Genomic DNA, 18,389 nt, shown 5'->3' with positions numbered 1-18,389 from the left:
AGGTGCGTAGAGCACAAAGTCATCGGCCCTCGACTCGTCCACGAGTGCCCAAACCCGACGAGGACCACGGTGCCGAGATCGGTGACCTTCGGCCCTGGAAGAAAGCCCGTTGTTATCGGACCGTTGTTCACAGAAGCCGACACACACCTATCGGCACGAAACGGAGAGGACATCGTGGGACAGCATCGCGAGGGCTCATTCGCCGGTGAGGACCGACGGGAGGGCGACGACCTTCGATACTTGCACCCGGCCGGGATGGCGCTTGCGGTGCTGTCCGGCGCGACTGTGGCAGGGTTGGTCGCTTGTCTCGGTGTCTGGCTCGCGACACCGCTCGTCGGTGTGGGTGCGGCAGCGATTCTTGTCGGAATACTGTGCCTTGCGGCAGCAATGTTGATGCCCCGCCGGCCACGCAGGGGGCATACCGGGACGCTCGTGTGACCATCGGCCCTGCCGCGGAAGTCCAGCAACGACGAGTATGGGTACGGCAAAGCGGTGCGCCGATCCCGTCGGGGTGTCGGCGAGCGTGTGGGTGAGGAGTAGACCATGAATGTCGAGTTGCCCAGTCTTGATGTGGTGCGGCACGCGGTCGACTTGGCGGGCCGAGCACCCTCGGTCCATAACAGCCAGCCATGGCACTGGACGCTGACCGACGATCGCCTCGAACTTCATACCGATCCCCAAAGGCTCCTGAAGACGGCTGACCCCACCGGCCGGCAAATGGTGATCAGCTGCGGGGCGACCCTTCATCATCTGCAGGTGGCGCTCACCGCGGTGCGATGGACCGCCGAGATCGTTCGTCTCCCCGAAGGTCCTCACTCACCCCATCTCGCGACGATTCGCTTCCGGCATGATGCTCGCCCTCAATCGCACGACTTCGACCTTGTGTCCGCGATGAGGCATCGCTACTCGGATCGACGGGCGTTCGACCCCGTGACGACGTGGGGTCCGGGCAGTCTGTCCGAGGTGGTTCGCGGACGGGGCGCACGGTTGACCGTGCTCCCCGCCGACGCGCGTCCGAAGCTGGCTGAAGCGACGGAACTTACCGCGGCCGCGCGACGCTACGACGCGATGTATCACACCGAATTATATTGGTGGGCAGGTCATTCGATTCCATCGGGAGGAATCCCACCGGCTGCGCTGGCCACCGCCGAGGAGCGAGCACGCGTCGGCATCGGCCGCAACTTCCCCTCCGGAACCGACACACACGGAGCCGACTCGACGCAGATCGATCAGTCGACCGTGGTGGTGCTGAGCACCGGAACCGACACTCGGATGGACTGGCTGCGCTGCGGTGAAGCCCTTTCCGCCGTCCTACTCGACGCAACGGTGAACAAAGTTGCCACCTGCCCGCTCACCCACGTGACCGAGATCCCGCAGAGCCGGGCGATGATCGGAGATCTTCTCCCCGAGCCCTCCTTCGCCCAGGCATTGGTTCGCCTGGGCACGGTCGGGAATCTTGCTCCGCGGCAGACTCCCCGGCGTGAGGTGGATACCGTGCTGTCGGTGCACAGGTCTCGGCGAGAAGACGGTCGCTGACGGTCATGTGAGACAGGAAATACCGTGCACACTCTCGATCTCGATGCTCACGATCTGCGGTACTTCTGGCTGGTCGCCGCTGCACTCACCGGTGGTGCCGCACTGTTCGCAACCTCCGCATTCAATGTGCTCGGTTGCGCGTCGGTGATCGTCTTCTGCGGATTGGCCGCGAGTCACAGCGCCCGGTACCGCAGTTGGGGTCTCACACTGATCTCTATCGGTGTCGGCCTGATGGTCCCGGGGTGGCCGGCTCTTGTTCTGCAAGGCGTCAATTCCCTCTGACCACCCAGTTACCGTCCTTATGGTCCCGTTTCGCGGCGCTACGGTCGCCAGGTTCGGTATGACTCCTTGCCCGTGTCGTTCCGAATGTCCCGGGGGTGGCGGCCTTGTGGCATTGACGGACCGCTCAGATTGCAGGCGACCCCGACAGCAGTGAACGCGGCCGCCTACGAGAGCGTCACGCCGTGCTCGTCAAACGACGGCGAACGCGCCCAGCGTGGCCGTCACAGCGACCGCACGCACTCCACATGGGTGCACGCCTCGCGACCGACATTCTCGCCGCGCTGGACACGCGGAGGGTGAGGGTGCCCGGTAGCAATGCCACGCAGATAGTCCTATGGAGTCTTGCCGTCTCCGGGTTCCAGTCCGCGCGTGCAGCCCCCGGGCGACCGACTAACCACGGCTACTTCGACCGCAAACGCACCGAGAGGAAAAGGGCCGTGGTCGCCACCTCGATCCGTCTGGACCCCACGCCGATGCGGCTTCCTCTACGCCATGCTCATGGACAAGGCCCGCTATCACACCCTCCGTAACCGCTGCCGCTTGGACGAACCCTAGCGACTCCCCTGATGACGACTTTCGCCCGAATCGGCGGGACGCTCGAGGTGCGGAGGTGATGACCTTCTCCTCTACGGAGGTCGGTCACGGATAACGACGATAGATGTCGAGACAGAAACTCATCGCAGAGCAGCCCGGAGGAGTACACCATGACCGGCCACCGCCCGATCGTTGTAGGAACAGACGGCTCACCCTCAGCGCTGCAGGCGGTGTCCTGGGCAGCCAAGGAAGCCGCGCTCCGTAAGCTGCCGCTGTCGCTGATCACGACGACGTTCGTTCCCGGTGCCTATGGCGTCCCGATCGGAATGCCCGCCAGCTTCTTCGAAGACGAGCAACGCGATGGTCGGGAAAGATTGGTGCTCGCAGAACAGATCGCCCGTGCCGCGGCGCCTGGGCACGATATCGAGATCGTCGCCACGTTGTGCACCGGAACTCCGGCCGGTGAGCTGATCGGGCGCTCGGCGACGGCGTCGATGGTCGTGGTCGGCGCGAACAGGCAGGGAATCGTCGAACGCGCCTTCCTGGGCTCGGTCAGTTCCGCGGTTGCCGCGCACGCTCATTGCACCGCTGCAGTCATTCGGGGAGCAGCTGATCGTGATATCAATGACCGTTCCGGGCCCGTCGTCGTCGGCGTCGACGGATCGCGTCACAGTGAATCCGCCATCTCGATGGCCTACGAAGAGGCCGCCCTGCGGCAGGCTGAGCTCGTGGCTGTGCACGCGTGGTCCGATATCACTTTGGTACTGGCCCCCGACGGCGGCAGCGACGCCGAGTGGAGACGGGCCGCGGAAAACGAGACCGCTGTGTTGTCCGAGAATTTAGCTGGCCGCGCGGAGGAATACCCGGATGTGAAGGTGCGCACCGTCGTCGTCCGGGATCGTCCTGCAAGGAATCTGAGGGAGCAGGCCGAGAACGCACAACTCCTCGTGGTGGGGAGCCGGGGGCGAGGTGGATTCACCAATATGTTGCTGGGATCGACCAGCAGGGCGTTGATGCACTCGGTTGCCTGCCCGCTGCTCATCGTTCGCTAGCGCTCCTCGATGACGACGATGCTGCCGGCAGGGCGGGGCAACTCCAGCGGGTGAGGCCAACGCTGAGATTCTCGTGCAAATCGCATGCACTCGGTGTGGGCGCCGCGCCTGTTGGCGCTGCTCGTACCGAGTGCGCTTACCGGCGGACCCGCGGAAGAAGCCCTTCGCGGTGGCGAGGGAGCTCCGCGTCTGCCGCGGCGCCTATTCTTGTGTTTCTCAACTCATCTCGGTTTGATTTCAGGGTGTGGACGACGGCGTGATGACGGCGCGACCACGCAACGTTCCCGCGGCCAGCCGCCGATACGCCTCCACACCGTCCTCGAGCGCGAAGCGTTCTACGGCAATGTCGAACACACCCTGGTGGGCCATGTCGACCAGCTCGATCAGCTCGTTCCGGGCACCCCAGTATGGGACGGCGACGTTGACTTCGTACGCCCCGCGGAAGAAACCTACCTGGGCGGCTGCCTGACCGTCACCCAGTCCGACGATCGCGACGTCGGAACCGACGCCCGCGATCGCCATCGACAGGTCCAGGGTCGGTTGCATCCCCACGAGATCGAGCACCAGCGCCGCGCCGTTGGGTCCGGTGATCGTGCGGACATTCGCAGCGGCGTTCGAGTCGGACAGCACCGCCTCGTGGGCGCCGATCGACCGGGCGAACTCGAGTTTGTCTTCGCTGACGTCGAGAGCGACGACGCGGGCCGGTGACAGGTGCCGCAACAGCTGGATGGCGACGTGACCGAGTCCCCCGGTGCCGATTACCACCGCGGTCGAGCCGGGACGAAGTTTGCCCAGCGACCGTTTAATCGCGTGGTAGGGCGTCAGCCCGGCATCGGTCAGGGGAACCGTCGTCACCGGGTCGAGGTCGCCGATCGGTACGACGTGGCGGGGCGAATCGACCACCATGTATTCGGCGATCGCCCCGGGTGCGCCGAGCCCGGGCGGCAGGATGTTCAGGTCCGCGGCCCGCGAGCAGTAGTTCTCCATGCCCTGGGAGCAGTGCCAGCACTGTCCGCATCCCCACGGCCCGTAGACGAGCACATTTGTGCCGACTTCGAGTCCTTCCACACCGGCGCCGACGGCGGCGACGCGTCCAGCGCCCTCGTGACCGAGTGTCAGTGGCAGCCCGACGGTGTATTGCTCCTCGGGTAGCCCCACGATGAAGGCATCGGAGTGGCAGACCCCGGCCGCGGTGATCTCGAGGAGGATCTCGCCGGGGCCAGGTTCGGGTGTGGGGATCTCGACCAGTTCGGGGTTCTGCGCCGATGCGGCGGTACTGGATCGCCTTCATGCTCGCTCCCTCATGTTGACGCTGTTTTCTCTGACGGCTAGTTCACTTCGGACAGGCGGGCCGCGGCCAGGAGTGATGCCACGCCGTGTTCGATTCCGTGGGCCAGGTCGGCAAGGTCGGGGTTGGTGTCGTAGTCACCCGTGACACCGAAGGTGAGGTGGTCGCTGTAGCTCAAGACAGCGATGCCGATGCGTAACCGCAGTGCGATCGGCACGTAGGGGAAAATTTCGAGGATCTCCCGGCCGAGGATGTGGCGTGTCTGACGGGGCCCGGGAATGTTCGTGGCGACGGCCACGACGCTGTGCTGGGGGAACCGCATGGCCAGGCGTATCGCCCAAGCCAACGGCATGAACGGCCCGTACTGTGCCAGCGCTGTGAACGCTTTTCCACCTTCCGCCTCGTTGCCGGCTTTGTGCGCGGCGAGGCGCCGGTGCACCGCAGTGAGCTGTTCGACATGGTCCTCGATGTCGACGGGGAGAAACGGCAGCATAAGAGAAACCTCGTTGTGCACTGGGCCCCCACCCGGGGGGTCGGCGCGCACGGACACGGGGACGAGGGTGCGGACGGTGCGGGCTTCCGGGATTTCGCCTCGTCGCAGGAGGAGCGTGCGCAGTCCGCTGGTGATCGCGGCAAGAGCGACATCGTTGACCGTGACTCCGTAGGCGGAACAGATTTCGCGGACATCCCCCATGCGGGTGCGGGCGGCGCAGTACCGCCGCTGCCGTCCGATGGGCCCGATCAATGACGTGCCGGACGTTGACGTCACCATCTCGGCGAGGAGGCGAACGAAACCAAGGGTGGCGCCGACCGTGGCCGCCGCGAACCGCTGCGGTGCAGTCAGCACCGTTGTGAGCATTCGGAATTGACGCGCCGGCGAGAGAACTCCGGTGATCGTGTCGATGATGCCGGCGGGAGTCTGCTTCTGGGAGACGATTTCCGGTGTGCTCCGTGTGATGGCCGGCGGGTCCTCGTCACACATCGCTTCGAACAGTCTGGTGCCGGTGATGCCGTCCGCCATACAGTGATGCATTTTGGCGAGCACGGCCCAACGCTCCCCGGTGAGTCCTTCCACCACCCAGCATTCCCACAGCGGATGATCCCTGTCGAGGCGATGCCCCATTACCCGGGCCACGAACCCGAACAGCGTCTCCTCGTCCCCGGGCTGTGGGAGCGCCACCCGGCGCACGTGGTGGCCGAGGTCGAACACCGGGTCCTCCACCCAGGACGGTTTCCCGAGATCCAGCGGCACCATATGGAGTTTGTCTCGTGCGTGCGGTAGATCGACCAGCCGCGCCACCACCGCCGCACGGAACTGGTCCGGAGTCGGCGCCGGACCAGCGAGAATCGCCAACGCCCCGATCGTCAGGCTCGCATGATCATCGGAATCCTCGGTCTCGAGGAACCCCGCATCCAGAAAACTCAGCGTGTCATCGTCCATCATTCCCGCCTCACCACGTCAAACGTGCATACCGACCACTGTGCCGCAGACAATCCGGCCACGGCAGAGTCGAACGGTGTGCTCGTGCGGCCGAAAGTCATCCGTGCTCTCGACACAGCGTCTGAAGGGCCTCACGCTCAACACCGCGGGACGACGATGAGCGGGCATGGAGCGGTGTGCAGTAAGGCCGCGCTCGTCGAACCGAGGGTCATTCCCTTGAATCCGCCGCGGCCTCTGGTGCCAACGACGAGTAGCTGCGCCTCTTCCGCCTGCGCCAGCAGGTGCCGCACCGGCCGGTCTCTGACAAGGACCTGCTGCACCGGGACGTCGGGGTACTGCTCGGCGCATCCGGTCAGGCTCTCCCCCAGCAGTGCCTGTTCCGACTCCGCCACCGCCTTCCACCGGTCGGGGCCGGTTCCCATGGGAAGAGTGGACAGGTCCTGGTCCGACCACGCATGGAGTGCGATCAGCGTGGTTCGTCGTAGGGCACTTTCCTCGAACGCCAGCGCGATGGCGGGTTCGCTGTTGTCCGAGCCGTCGACGCCGACCACAACCGGGCCCACGCCGCCCTCCTCAGGGGAGGCTGCGGCACCCTCGATCACGACAACGGGGCAGTGTGCGTGCCGGGCCACGGCCGAGGTGACCGAACCGATCAGGCCGCCGGTGAATTCGCCCAGTCCGCGGCGGCCGAGCACTATCATTCGCGCCGACTCCGATCGGTCGACGAGCACCGCGGGCGCATACTGCCAATGCAGCTCCGTTCGTATGTGGACAACGCCGCGGGGGTCGTGAGCCCGAGCGAGCTCGGTGGCTGCGGTGAGGTCCCGCTCGGCTCGCTCACGCAATTCTGCGCCCACCAGCGGTAGGGACTCGGCCCCGCGGTAACTGACACACGCCAGAAGGAGAAGCGGAGCGCTGCGAAGGATCGCCTCGGCTACCCCCCACCGCACCGCCTCCGATGAGGGCGGCGACCCGTCTACGCCCACGACGATCGGGGTGGTGCTCATGATGTCCCCCTCCGCGCGCCGACGACTTCGGCCAACACCGCCGACGTCACCGGTTCGAGAACGTCCTTTGTTGCAGAGGACAGTCCGCGACCGTAACCCACGTCGGCGACCTCGACGGCGTACAGCACCCAGCGCCGGGGCATCCGGCCGAGCACTGCACCCAATCTCAATGCTTCGGTGAGTCCGAGCCCGTGGGTGCTGGTGGTCTTCGCCGGCAGGGCGGCGAGCGTTTGTGAGTCGAATCGGTGCACGGTGCCGGGCCGGGGAGGATCGCACACGATGGCGTCCACCAGGACAGCGACATCCATATCGGCCCAGGCGTCGAGGAGGGTCGCCGGGTCACCGTCGGAAACCGTGACCAGCACATCGGCCCTTGCCCGGGCGGCGACCGCGCGCGCGACCGCGGGCCCGACACCGTCGTCGCGTCGGTCCTCGTTCCCGACTCCGAGCACCACGGCCGTCATCGGCGGTCGATCGTGAGTGTCAGGAAGTGGGTGGCACAGGAGATGCAGGGGTCGTAGTTGCGGATGATCCGCTCGCACAGGGCGGCCAACTCCTCGTCCGGGAGGGTGAGATGAGCATCGACGGCGCCGCGGAGGTCGTGTTCGATCGCCGCCTGGTTCTGTGAGGTGGGCGGAATGATGGTCGCCGTGCGGACGAGGCCGTCCGGATCGAGTTCATAGCGGTGATACAGCAATCCGCGGGGTGCCTCACTGACCCCGTGTCCCACCGCATGGACGGGCGGCCCGTCGATGAAGGATCGCGGGGGCCGCTGATAGTGATCGATGATGCGTAAGGCTTCCTCGACCGCGTAGACGACTTCGACGGCGCGAACGACGATGCTGCGGTAAGGGTTCCGGCACTGCGCACCGAGATTGGCTGTTGCCGCCGCGGCGGCCGCACCCGTCAATTGCGTGGAGTTGAGGCAGTAGCGCGCCAAGGGCCCCGTCAGGTAGCGCCGGCCGTCGAGTTCGGCGTGGAGGGCGGTCGAGTGCGGCACCTGGTGCTCGATCACATGCCGGGGGAATTCTTCTGGCCCACACTGTAATCCATTCGTCGAGACGATGTCGCCGTCCTCGATGGCGTACCGGGATTCGTGCTGGAGCGCGAGGAGGTCGTGGTCGAGTTCGATGTCCGGGAAGTCGAAGGTGGACACCCAGTCGACGGTGGCTATCGCCTGGCCCAAGGCGGCGCGCAGCTGCTCCGCCAGCGGGGCCAGCTCGTTGCGGGTCGGTGCGCGGTGGAATCCGCCGACCCGGACGTTGACCGGATGAATGGCCCGGCCGCCGATGAGATCGAGGATGGCGTTGCCCGCCTTCTTCAGTGCCAGTCCCCGCTCGACGGCAGCCCGGTCGCGTCGAGCGAGGGCGATGGAGTCGGGGAAGCCGAGGAAGTCGGGTGCATGCAGGAAATAGATGTGCAGGACGTGGCTGGCGATCCACTCGCCGCAGTACAGCAGCCGCCGAAGGTCGAGGACGGCATCAGTGACCTCGATACCGCAGGCCTGTTCGAGCGCGTTGCAGGCACTGACTTGGTAGGCGACCGGGCAGATGCCGCAGATCCGGGAGGTGATGTCGGGTGGCTCCAAGTAGTGCCGGCCGCGTAGGAACGACTCGAAGAAGCGGGGCGGCTCGTAGATGGCCAGGTCGACTCGGTCGGCGCAACCGTCTCGTACGGTGACGTCGAGTCGGCCCTCCCCCTCGACTCGGGCGAGAGCCTTGACGGTCAGTTCTCTCGTGGTGGCGCTCATGTGGGTGATCCCGGCGCATCGGTGCCGAATGCGGCCACGTTGAAGGTGGCGAGGACGCGCGAGATGGCATCGTCGTTCATGCCGCAGGTGCGCAGCCACCCCATCAGCGAGGTGAGGTTCGGGTCGGTCGTGGGGCCGAAACAGCCGTAGCATCCGCGCGAGACCGCGGGACATAGTGCTCCGCAACCGGAGTGGGTGACCGGTCCGAGGCAGGGGGTGCCGTCGGCGACCATGACGCACGTCAGTCCGCGCCGCTTGCATTCGGTGCACACGGTGGTGTTCGGGATGTTCGGTCGTCGACCGGCGAGGTAGGCGGTGATCACCTCGAGGAGTTGCCGCCGGTCGATCGGACACCCGCGTAGCTCGAAGTCGACCGGGACGTGCGCGGAGATCGCGGTCGAGGTGGCCAGGGTGTCGATGTAGTCGGGGCGGGCGTACACGACCGACAGGAAGTCGTCGATATCGGCGAAGTTGCGCAACGCCTGGATACCGCCCGCCGTGGCGCAGGCCCCGATCGTGACGAGGAAGCGGGACTGCTCGCGCACCGCCCGGATCCGCTCCCGGTCGGCGGCGGTGGTGATCGATCCCTCGACGAGCGACAGGTCGTAGGGGCCGCCGATGATCGTGTCGGACAGTTCGAGGAAGTGGGAGATGGTCACGGCCTCGGCCAGCGCCAGCAGTTCGTCTTCGCAGTCGAGCAGGGTGAGTTGGCAGCCGTCGCAGGACGCGAACTTCCACACCGCGAGGGTAGGTCTGGTGGTCGGTGGTGCGCTCATCACAGCTCCGGTACCCGTAGAAGTGGTTCGGCGGTGGCGAAGTCGACCACCGGCCCGTCACGGCACAACAGCAGCTCGCCGAGCTGGCAATGACCGCAGACGCCGACACCGCACTGCATGTTCCGCTCGAGGGAGACCTGGATGTCGGTGGCAGGTACACCACGGTCGAGCAGGACTCGGGCGGAGAACCGCATCATCGGTTCAGGCCCGCACAACAACGCGGTCGTGCGGGTGGGATCGATGTCGATGCGGTGCAGCGATTCGGTGACGAATCCGACGGCCCCCGTCCATCCCGATACCGGCTGATCGATGGTCAACTCCACGTCGAGGTCTTCGCGGGCCTGCCAGGCGGCCAGCTCGGCGCCGAAGAGAATGTTCGACGGACTGCGCGCACCGACGATGACGGTCACCCTCCGGAACCGGTCGCGCTCGGCCAGCACGGACCCGATGACGGGCCGCAGGGGGGCCAGGCCCACACCACCGGCAACCACGACGAGGTCGCGTCCGCCTGGGTGCAGGTTCCATCCGTGCCCGAAGGGGCCACGAACTCCTACCACCGCGCCGACCGGCGTGTCGTGGAGGGCTCTGCTCACGGCGCCGACGCTGCGCACGGTGTGCACCAGCACACCGAGGTCCCCGCGGGGCGCGTCGCTCACCGAGATCGCGACCTCCCCGACTCCGTGGGCGTACAGCATCATGAATTGCCCGGGCAGAACGGGGGTTTTCGGGACGGCTGTGGTGGGTGTCAGGGTCACCGTCACGGTGTCGGCGGTTTCTTGTGTTCGGGAGTGGACACGGTAACCGGTGGGGAGCATGTGGGTGATCGACATGGCGTCACATCTCCCGGCGGTTCGCATAGAGGTCGAGCAGCCGCGCCCGGGTGGACTGGAGGCGGGCGATGAGCAATCCCGAGAGGGCACGGGTGACGACATACCCGAATTCGGGCTCCGCTCCGGCCATCCGCTCGAGGGCGGTGATGTCGATTTCGGCGGCTTCGGTGGCCGCCGCCGCGTGGGCGGCGAACTGCCAGACCGGTCGGGCCCCCAGCCAGGACCAGCCGAGAACGTCTCCACCATGCAGGGTTTCGAGTGCCACCGCGCCGCGGCCGGGTACATGCGTGGTCAGCACGACGCTGCCCGACCCGATCAGCCAGCACCGAGTCGCCGGTGCGCCCTCCCGGAAGATGACCTCTCCTTCGCCGAATCGCACCGGGGAGGTGAGTGCGGTCAGCCTGCGGCGGTGCTCGTCGTCGAGTGCGGCGAGCAGGGGCGGCAACACGGTGCCGCCCGCGGTCATCGTTGCTCCCGCGCATCGTCCGGCCGGTACGGCGGAAGGGTCTGGACCAGCCGTGCGGCCTCCTCGGTGATGTCGATGCCGACCGGGCACCAGTCGATGCACCGCCCGCACCCCACGCAACCGGAACTGCCGAACTGGTCGAACCAGGTACCGAGCTTGTGGGACATCCATTGCCGGTATCGGCTCTGCCCTGATGTCCGGACGGTTCCCCCGTGCAGTTCGCTGTAATCGAGTTCGAAGCATGACGACCAGTGCTCCCAGCGTTCGGCATGCTCGCCGGTCAAGTCGGTGATGTCCTCGCTGGTGGTACAGAAGCAGGTGGGACAGACCATCGTGCAGTTGCCGCACGTCAGGCACCGGTTGCTGACCTCGTCCCAGACGTCCTCGCTGCGGGCGTCGGCCAGCAGGTTACGGAGATTGACCTGCGGCATCGTCCGTCCCATCCGGCCGGCTGCAGCGCTCACGGCCGCTCGGGCTTCGTCGATGTCGGTGGCCGCAGCGGGGCTTCGGTTGATGTCGGCGAGTACGTCGGCTCCGGTGTCGGTGCCGACCTCGACGAGGAACCGATGGCCTTGCGAGTCGACGCGTTCGGTCAACGCGAGGTCGTAGCCGGGGCCGGCTGCCGGACCGGTGCCCATGGAGGTGCAGAAGCACACGCCGCCGGGTTCGGTGCAGTGGGCGGCGACGACGAACAGGGATCGGAAGCGGCGGGCGGTGGCGCTGTCCGCGTCCGGATCCGGGCACAGGACCCGGCGCAGGACGGCGATCGCCGCGAGGTCGCAGCCGCGGACGCCGACGAACGCATAGGGGGTGTCGTCCTCGGCTGGGGGGTGGAAGGTGCCGTCGGATTCCGCCGCCCACAACTGCTGTCGGGGCGGGTGCAGGTACTGCTTCCACGACTGGGGGCCGGACGAGTGCCCGAAGACCGCGTCGTCGTCGCGTCGACGCAGCCGGTACGTGCCGGGGCCGGTCGTCACGCCCCAACCCGCTGGTAGTTGAGCGCCCGACTCGAGCTCCTCGAGGACGATGGCACTGTCGCGCACCGTCGGACCGACCACACGGTAGCCGCGCCCCCGGAGGACGTCGATCAGCTGGTCGACACCCCGACGGTCCAGGACGCTGTCACGATGTTCTGCAGGAGTGTTGGCCATCGGGTCGCTCCTTTCGGGCGTCTCGCCCCTCCCCTTTCCCATTGAGCCAGTCGCGTCCGGTGAAGAACAGGGCCGTTCGGCCTTTCCGGTCGATAGAGCCGACACGTACCTCTCGGGAGTTTCGCGGCCCCGCTAGGCCTCGAGATGGATGTGCTCGTACGTCGCGGCCTCGAGATCTGCCACCGTCGCTTCGATGAGTTGGTGCGAGAGGTCGGCCAGCGCGCGGGCTGCGGCGAGTTCGTCACCGATCTCGGGGATCTCGGTGTCCTTCGGATTGCGGCGGGCCGTCCCGACACCGGTCAATGCGGTTTTGTCATGGGTCCGCAACCGCGCTTGTGCCCTGGTGCGCGATCCGGCCTCACCTGAATCATGTTCGTCGATCACGATGTCGACCGACCATTTCCTCTCGTACATACTCATCACGCCCTCCTTCTAGGTCGCTCCGATCACTGGGTCACCACTGCCGAACGCACATGTGTACGCGTCGACTCGCTCGCGCACCGTGAGTAACCGCTGACGGGCGAGGCGCTCGGCGAGTTCCGGAATGTCCGCAGCCGGCACTCCGGCGAAGTCTCGGATGCTTCCGGTAACCATCCGGCAGATCGCCGCGCGTGCGAAGGACTGCCCGAGCTCTGATACCAGGCGGTCGACGATCCCCCGCCCGGGATCATGGTCGGTGCCGTCGTGCGTAGCGGGGCTGTTCATCGCGGGTCGAGGTCCTCTCGAGCTGGTGTGGGTGGCGACTGTCTCCCAGCATCGGCGCAGCGGAGATCACGCAATAGAGGCGAAGGACCGTAGTCGGTGACTTATGCCTCTGACGCTGAGGTGCCGTCCGGCGGTTGAATGCTTACGACGGCACACCGGCAGAGGGGCTGACAACGATGGCGACCGCAGCACCCCAGGTCAGAGCGGAGGTGACGGTACGCCGCTTGCTTGCCGATGATCACGACGCGGTCCGCGGCCTGCACGAGCGGCTCGACGAGCACGACCGGTACATGCGGTTTTTCGCCGTGCGTCCTGCACACCTCGCCGAGCTCGCGGAATCGCTGTGCCGGCAGGATCCTGCACATTATGCGTTGGGCGCGTTCGTCGGCGATACGCTCGTCGGTGTCGCCAATTATGTCTCTCTCGATGCCGACGAAGATGCCGCGCCCTCGGTGGTCGAGTTTGCTCTCGTCGTCGAGCACGCTTATCGGATGCACGGAATCGGGACGGCATTACTGACCCGGCTGGTGCAGCACGCGAGGGCATGTGGAATCGAGCAGATGAGGGCCGAGGTTCTGACAGAGAACGCGTCCGTACTTGCTCTGATCCGCGACCAGGGCTGGGGGTCTGCGTTGCGGCGCGACGGTGACGAAATGCACCTGGACATCGACGTGGGTGAGTCGTGATGGGAATTACCGTGCGAGAAACGCACACGGCGTATGTCGTCATGGTCGACGACGTGGTGTACAAGGCCAAAAAGCGCATCCGAACGGCGTTTCTGGATTTCAGCACGGCGGACAAGCGCCGGTCGGCGTGTGAGCGTGAGGTCGAACTCAATCGCCGTCTGTGTCCCGATGTGTATCTCGGTGTCGCCGAACTCGCCGATCCGACCGGTGGCCCGGCCGAACCGCTCGTCAAGATGCGGCGGATGCCGGACAACCGCCGGCTCGCCACGATCGTCGCCCGTGGTGACGAATCGCCGGCGCAGCTCGACGAGATCGCCGATGTGATCGCCCGGTTCCACGAGCGGGCAGTGCGCGGCCGCGCCATCGATGACGATGCCACTCGAGACGCCGTCGCCGCGCGGTGGCGGGCCAACGTCAGCGAGGCGAGGGGGTATCAGCCGCGGGCGCTTGCGGAGGTGGAGGTCGACGAGATCGATCGGCGCGCACGCCAGTATGTGGTCGGGCGTGAGCCGGTTTTCACCGAGCGGATCGAGTGCGGGCGGATCGTCGACGGTCACGCCGACCTCCTGGCAGATGACATCTTCTGCCTGCCGGACGGTCCCCGGATCCTCGACTGCCTCGACTTCGACGACCACCTGCGCCACATCGACGGCCTCGATGACGCAGCGTGTCTGGCCATGGATCTCGAGTACCTCGGCCGCCCGGAAGTCGCGGAGGCCTTCGTGCGCCGTTACTGCGCGTGCGCCGCGGACGACCCGCCCCCCACGCTGATCGACCACTACGTCGCGTATCGCGCATTCATGCGCGCGAAAGTGGCCTGCCTGCGCTATACCCAGGGTTCGGCGGAGGCGCTGGTGGATGCGCGTGGCCACGCCCAGCTCGCTCTGCGTCATCTGCGTTCGGGGGCGGTGCGGCTTGCCCTGATCGGTGGACTTCCCGGTACCGGGAAGTCCACGCTCTCGCGTGCGGTGGCGGAGCGGGTGGGTGCCACTGTCCTGTCCAGCGACCTCGTACGCAAGGAGCTGGCGGGCGTCGGCCCGCACGTATCGTGTGCCGACGAGTACGGGCACGGCCTCTACAGCGGCACGGTGACCGAGGACACGTACACCGAATTGCTTCGGCGCGCGGCCCAATTGCTCTCCCGCGGGTGTTCGGTGGTGCTCGATGCCTCGTGGACGGACCCGCGGCTGCGTCAGTGGGCCACCTCGACCGCCCGCACGGAGCACAGCGACCTGGTCGAGATCGAGTGCGTCGCGCCTCGCTCCGTCGCCGTGGAACGGATCCGCACCCGCCCGCACGGCAATTCCGATGCCACCGCAGAAATTTACGACGCCATGGCCCAGCGGGTTACGCACCCTCCGTTGGCCACCCCGATCGACACGACCACCGATCTCGGTGACGCGGTGGACGCGGTCCGCGCCCTTTGGGATGCCACGGAGGGATGGCGCAAGTACTGACTCACGTCACCTCTGCCGGTGGCGGCACCTGACCGGAGACCCCATGCGCGAGATCGTAACCCTGACGATGAACCCCGCTCTCGACATCACCACGGCGACAGGGCGGGTGGTCGCCACCGACAAGGTGCGGTGCGCCGCCCCCAGACGTGACCCCGGCGGTGGAGGCATCAACGTCGCCCGCATCCTGCATGTCCTCGGCGCGCCGGCTACCGCCGTGTTCCCTTCTGGTGGGCACAGTGGCCGGGCGTTGGAAGACCTCCTGGCCACCGAGGGAGTGCGAAGTCGGAGCATCACGATCCGCGGATCCACCAGGGAGAGCTTCACCATCGACGAGGAGCAGACCGGTCTGCAGTACCGCTTCGTGCTGCCCGGTCCGTCACTGACACCGCGGGAAGTCGAGTCCTGTCTCGACGCCCTGGTGCACAGAGCGAAGGACGCCGCCTTCGTCGTCGCGAGTGGCAGCCTTCCCCCGGGGGTGCCCGTGACCTTTTATCAAACCCTCGCCGATGCCCTCGCCGATTCGTCTGCTCGCCTCGTCGTCGACACGTCCGGCCCGCCGCTGCGCGCGCTCGAGCGCGGTGTGTATCTCCTCAAACCGAGTATTCGCGAGCTACGTGAGCACGTCGGGCGGGAGTTGCGGACTCTCGACGAGCAGGTCAGCGCGGCAAGGGAACTCATCACCGCCGGGATTTGCGCTGTGGTCGTTCTCTCCCTCGGCCCGGACGGGGCCGTGCACGTGACCGCGGCGGAGGAGGAGCACTGCCCGTCCCTGGCGGTGCCGGTGGTCAGTGCGGTCGGGGCCGGAGACAGCATGGTCGCCGGCATCATTTGTGGGCTCGAGCGACGGTGGGACCTGCGGGAGGCGGTGCGCTACGGTGTCGCCGCGGGGGTGGCGATGCTGCGGACACCGGGCACGGCGCCGTGCCGTCGAGGCGACGTCGACCAGTGTTATGCCGCGCTCGTTCGCCGTGCCACTGTCGGACAGCATTCCGACACTGCCTACTAGCTTCCCAGCTTCTCGCGCCCCGGCGAGCAGTCGCGGGCCTGCTCGAGCAGGATCCGGCGTTCGGCGACGGAGATGTTCCGGCGCGTGCGGGTAGCGACGTCGGGTGCCACCGACACCGAGGTGATGCCCTTGCGCACCAGGTGTTCGGCCAGGGCCGGGTGGGTCGACACCGCCTGCCCGCACAGCGAGGTGGTCAGCCCTGCCCGGGTCGCCCGCTCGATGATGGTGTCGACGGCGTCGAGGACGGCCGGGTCCATCGTGTCGAACAGGTCCCGGCAGATCTCGGAGTCACGATCGACGCCGAGGATCAGCTGGGTCAGGTCGTTCGTTCCGATGGACACACCGTCGATGCCGAGGCGGGCGTATTCCGGGATCCAGTAGGCCACCGACGGCACCTCCGCCATGATCCAGCGATGCATGCGGTGATCGGCGCCCAGCGGGTGCGCCGCCAGGTGACCGAGACACTGTTCGAGTTCCCACCGGGTGCGTACGAACGGAATCATCAGGTGCACGTTCGGATAGCGTGTGCGTACGGTGTGCACCACGTCCAGGTCGAGTCCGAACAGTTCCGGTTCCCGCACATAGCGGAAGCACCCGCGGTACCCGATCATCGGGTTGTCTTCCACCGGTTCCACGTCGCCTCCGACCAGATTCGCGAACTCGTTGGTCCGCAGGTCGATTGCCCGGTACACGACCGGTCGTGGGGCGAAGGCTGCAGCGATCTTCTCGACGGCCGCGGACATCGTGTCGACGTACTCGGCGCGGCGTCCTTCGGCGAGCATGGTCATCGGGTGCCTGCCCTGCAATGCGTCCATGATCATGAACTCGGCGCGCAGGAGTCCGACCCCGTCGACGTCCATCGCTGCGACCCGCTCGGCCGCATCCGGTGTCGCCAAGTTGACGTACACCGACGTCCCTGTCGGCTCCGCCCAGCTGAACGATCCTGCGTGCGGTGTTCCCCCCGGTGCGGCGGGGGCCGAGTCGGTAGCCGCCGTTTCAGCGGTCCCCAGTGTGCCCTCGCACACGGTTCCGGCGTCACCGTCCACAGTGACGACGGCACCATCGACGAGTGTGGTTGTCGCGGTGCGGGTTCCGACCACGACGGGGCGTCCGAGCTCACGTCCGACGATCGCCGCGTGGCAGGTGATACCGCCCCCGTCGGTCACGATCGCCGCCGCCCGGCGCAGCACGGGCAGCCAGTCGGGACGTGTCATCGGGGCGACCAGAATGTCACCGTCGTGCAGTTGGTGGGCGTCGGTGACGGACCGGAGGATGCGTACCCGGCCCGTCACGGTTCCGGGGCTGGCGCCGAGCCCGTGTGCGAGCACCGCGCCGGTCGGTGCCGGTTCCGGTCGGCCGGCATCGAGAGGGGGCGTGTGGTCGCCGAGTGTGGTGATCGGGCGGGTCTGGACGATCCAGAGTTTGTCACCGGCGAACGCGAACTCGAGGTCCTGGGGTGCGTGGTAGTGCTCTTCGACCGAGAGTGCGAGGAGGGCGAGCCGTTCGAGTTGGGTGTTGGTGAGGACTCGGTCGCCGCGCTGGTCGAGGGGGATCTCGGTGGTCCGCTCTCCGCTCGCATCGGCGGTGATCGCGAAGGTTTGTGATCCGATGTGCTCGTCGAGTAGGTGGAAGCCGTCCTTGGACAGCACGTACGTGTCGGGTTCGACCTGTCCGCCGACCACGACCTCGCCGAGCCCCGCGGCGGCCTCGACGACCATGCGGTCGCGGGCGCCGGTTCGCGGATCGGCGGTGAAGGTGACGCCGGAGGTGTCGGAATCGACCATCAACTGGACGACGACGGCCACCGAGGGTTCTTCGGTGACACCTTGCACGCTGCGGTAGGTCAGTGCTCGTTCCGACCAGAGCGATGCCCAGCATTTGCGTATCGCCTCGACGAGGGCGTCGGGTCCGCAGATGTCGGTGAAGCTGTCGTGGATGCCGGCGTACGAGGTGTCGGCGGCGTCTTCGGCCGGAGCTGAGGAACGTACTGCGACACGCACCGAGTCACCGAGTTCGTGATAGGCATCGATGATCTCGTCGCGGAGCGCGTCGGAGACCGGGGCACCGAGCACAGTCGACCGTAGCTCGCCGGATGCTGCGGTGAGCGCGGCATCGTCGGCGCCGGCGGGGGGAAGTCCCCGCGCGCGCAGCATGTCACGCACTCCCGCATCCTCCATTGCCTGCAGGTAGCCGTCCTTGGACACCACGAAGCCCGGCGGCACGGGAAAACGGGCGTGGGTCAGCTCACCGAGATTCGCCGCCTTTCCGCCCACGGAAGGCGCGTCGGGCAAACGCACCTGATCGATCGGCCGCACCCAACGATGCTCGACCACTGCCTGTTGGACATTCATTGTGAACTCCTCACCGTCTCGTTTCAGCCAACCCCGCGATGCGTCCACAGGACAGGGTCGAAGGTCACCGC

The 18,389-nt window shown here is 66.8% G+C and carries 18 protein-coding genes and 2 pseudogenes; 8 read left to right on the top strand and 12 right to left on the bottom strand.

Annotated features, from left to right (window positions below; translation table 11 throughout):
- Window positions 1-171: 171 nt before the first annotated feature.
- The 5 genes and pseudogenes from ACH49N_RS32875 to ACH49N_RS32855 all read left to right on the top strand — a co-directional run bounded on the left by ACH49N_RS32875 (window position 172) and on the right by ACH49N_RS32855 (window position 3,404).
- Window positions 172-438 carry a hypothetical protein gene (locus ACH49N_RS32875; protein WP_358276972.1) on the top strand — a complete coding sequence of 89 codons (267 nt, stop codon included), beginning with the start codon at window positions 172-174 and terminating at the stop codon, window positions 436-438.
- Window positions 439-543: 105 nt separating this feature from the next.
- Complete coding sequence (locus ACH49N_RS32870; RefSeq protein ID WP_358276923.1) at window positions 544-1,536, top strand: Acg family FMN-binding oxidoreductase; 993 nt, start codon at window positions 544-546, stop codon at window positions 1,534-1,536.
- A gap of 24 nt (window positions 1,537-1,560) precedes the next feature.
- The gene (locus tag ACH49N_RS32865) at window positions 1,561-1,818 is read left to right on the top strand and encodes a hypothetical protein (RefSeq protein WP_358276922.1); all 258 of its coding nucleotides are present in this window, start codon (window positions 1,561-1,563) and stop codon (window positions 1,816-1,818) included.
- Window positions 1,819-2,051: 233 nt separating this feature from the next.
- Window positions 2,052-2,171: pseudogene (locus tag ACH49N_RS32860) on the top strand (IS110 family transposase); the annotation flags it as partial.
- 351 nt (window positions 2,172-2,522) lie between these two features.
- Window positions 2,523-3,404, top strand: a complete 882-nt coding sequence (locus tag ACH49N_RS32855) for a universal stress protein (RefSeq protein WP_358276921.1) — start codon at window positions 2,523-2,525, stop codon at window positions 3,402-3,404.
- 237 nt (window positions 3,405-3,641) lie between these two features.
- Here the strand turns inward: ACH49N_RS32855 and ACH49N_RS32850 are convergent.
- From ACH49N_RS32850 to ACH49N_RS32800, 11 genes and pseudogenes are all read right to left on the bottom strand, one after another.
- Window positions 3,642-4,695: pseudogene (locus tag ACH49N_RS32850) on the bottom strand (NAD(P)-dependent alcohol dehydrogenase).
- Window positions 4,696-4,732: 37 nt separating this feature from the next.
- A complete protein-coding gene (locus tag ACH49N_RS32845) occupies window positions 4,733-6,133 on the bottom strand; it encodes a wax ester/triacylglycerol synthase family O-acyltransferase (protein WP_358276971.1) in 1,401 nt (466 codons plus the stop codon).
- A 137-nt stretch (window positions 6,134-6,270) separates the two neighbouring features.
- Window positions 6,271-7,140, bottom strand: a complete 870-nt coding sequence (locus ACH49N_RS32840) for a universal stress protein (RefSeq protein ID WP_358276920.1) — start codon at window positions 7,138-7,140, stop codon at window positions 6,271-6,273.
- Window positions 7,137-7,604, bottom strand: coding sequence for a hydrogenase maturation protease (locus tag ACH49N_RS32835; RefSeq protein WP_358276919.1), 468 nt, complete (start codon window positions 7,602-7,604; stop codon window positions 7,137-7,139). The genes ACH49N_RS32840 and ACH49N_RS32835 overlap by 4 nt, the downstream gene beginning before the upstream one ends.
- On the bottom strand, window positions 7,601-8,890 hold the full coding sequence (locus ACH49N_RS32830; RefSeq protein ID WP_358276918.1) for a nickel-dependent hydrogenase large subunit: 1,290 nt from the start codon (window positions 8,888-8,890) through the stop codon (window positions 7,601-7,603). Before ACH49N_RS32830 ends, ACH49N_RS32835 begins: the two co-directional genes overlap by 4 nt.
- Window positions 8,887-9,666 (bottom strand): oxidoreductase, encoded by a 780-nt coding sequence (locus tag ACH49N_RS32825; RefSeq protein WP_358276917.1) that lies wholly within the window; start codon window positions 9,664-9,666, stop codon window positions 8,887-8,889. Before ACH49N_RS32825 ends, ACH49N_RS32830 begins: the two co-directional genes overlap by 4 nt.
- The gene (locus tag ACH49N_RS32820; RefSeq protein WP_358276916.1) at window positions 9,666-10,496 is read right to left on the bottom strand and encodes an FAD/NAD(P)-binding protein; all 831 of its coding nucleotides are present in this window, start codon (window positions 10,494-10,496) and stop codon (window positions 9,666-9,668) included. Before ACH49N_RS32820 ends, ACH49N_RS32825 begins: the two co-directional genes overlap by 1 nt.
- A 4-nt stretch (window positions 10,497-10,500) precedes the next feature.
- Complete coding sequence (locus ACH49N_RS32815) at window positions 10,501-10,962, bottom strand: cyclic nucleotide-binding domain-containing protein (RefSeq protein ID WP_358276915.1); 462 nt, start codon at window positions 10,960-10,962, stop codon at window positions 10,501-10,503.
- Window positions 10,959-12,113 (bottom strand): 4Fe-4S dicluster domain-containing protein, encoded by a 1,155-nt coding sequence (locus tag ACH49N_RS32810; protein WP_358276914.1) that lies wholly within the window; start codon window positions 12,111-12,113, stop codon window positions 10,959-10,961. The genes ACH49N_RS32815 and ACH49N_RS32810 overlap by 4 nt, the downstream gene beginning before the upstream one ends.
- A 132-nt stretch (window positions 12,114-12,245) precedes the next feature.
- A complete protein-coding gene (locus tag ACH49N_RS32805; RefSeq protein WP_358276913.1) occupies window positions 12,246-12,533 on the bottom strand; it encodes a dsRBD fold-containing protein in 288 nt (95 codons plus the stop codon).
- Between the two features lie 12 nt (window positions 12,534-12,545).
- Window positions 12,546-12,818 carry a hypothetical protein gene (locus ACH49N_RS32800; protein ID WP_358276912.1) on the bottom strand — a complete coding sequence of 91 codons (273 nt, stop codon included), beginning with the start codon at window positions 12,816-12,818 and terminating at the stop codon, window positions 12,546-12,548.
- Window positions 12,819-12,952: 134 nt separating this feature from the next.
- On the opposite strand from ACH49N_RS32800, the gene ACH49N_RS32795 reads away from it, so the two are divergent.
- From ACH49N_RS32795 to ACH49N_RS32785, 3 genes are read left to right on the top strand one after another with little or no spacing between them, the layout of a single operon-like run.
- Window positions 12,953-13,504 (top strand): GNAT family N-acetyltransferase, encoded by a 552-nt coding sequence (locus ACH49N_RS32795; protein WP_358276911.1) that lies wholly within the window; start codon window positions 12,953-12,955, stop codon window positions 13,502-13,504.
- A gap of 11 nt (window positions 13,505-13,515) precedes the next feature.
- Window positions 13,516-14,961, top strand: coding sequence for an AAA family ATPase (locus tag ACH49N_RS32790; protein WP_358276910.1), 1,446 nt, complete (start codon window positions 13,516-13,518; stop codon window positions 14,959-14,961).
- A gap of 43 nt (window positions 14,962-15,004) precedes the next feature.
- Window positions 15,005-15,967, top strand: a complete 963-nt coding sequence (locus tag ACH49N_RS32785; protein ID WP_358276909.1) for a 1-phosphofructokinase family hexose kinase — start codon at window positions 15,005-15,007, stop codon at window positions 15,965-15,967.
- On the opposite strand, the gene ppsA is transcribed toward ACH49N_RS32785, so the two are convergent.
- The gene (gene ppsA / locus ACH49N_RS32780) at window positions 15,964-18,318 is read right to left on the bottom strand and encodes a phosphoenolpyruvate synthase (protein WP_358276908.1); all 2,355 of its coding nucleotides are present in this window, start codon (window positions 18,316-18,318) and stop codon (window positions 15,964-15,966) included. The two genes, ACH49N_RS32785 and ppsA, sit on opposite strands and share 4 nt — an antisense overlap.
- Window positions 18,319-18,389: the final 71 nt, after the last annotated feature.

Origin of the sequence: Rhodococcus sp. NPDC019647, assembly GCF_044389235.1 — a bacterium.
Lineage (GTDB): Bacteria > Actinomycetota > Actinomycetes > Mycobacteriales > Mycobacteriaceae > Rhodococcus_F > Rhodococcus_F oxybenzonivorans.
This window is presented reverse-complemented; position numbering and strand designations above follow the sequence as displayed.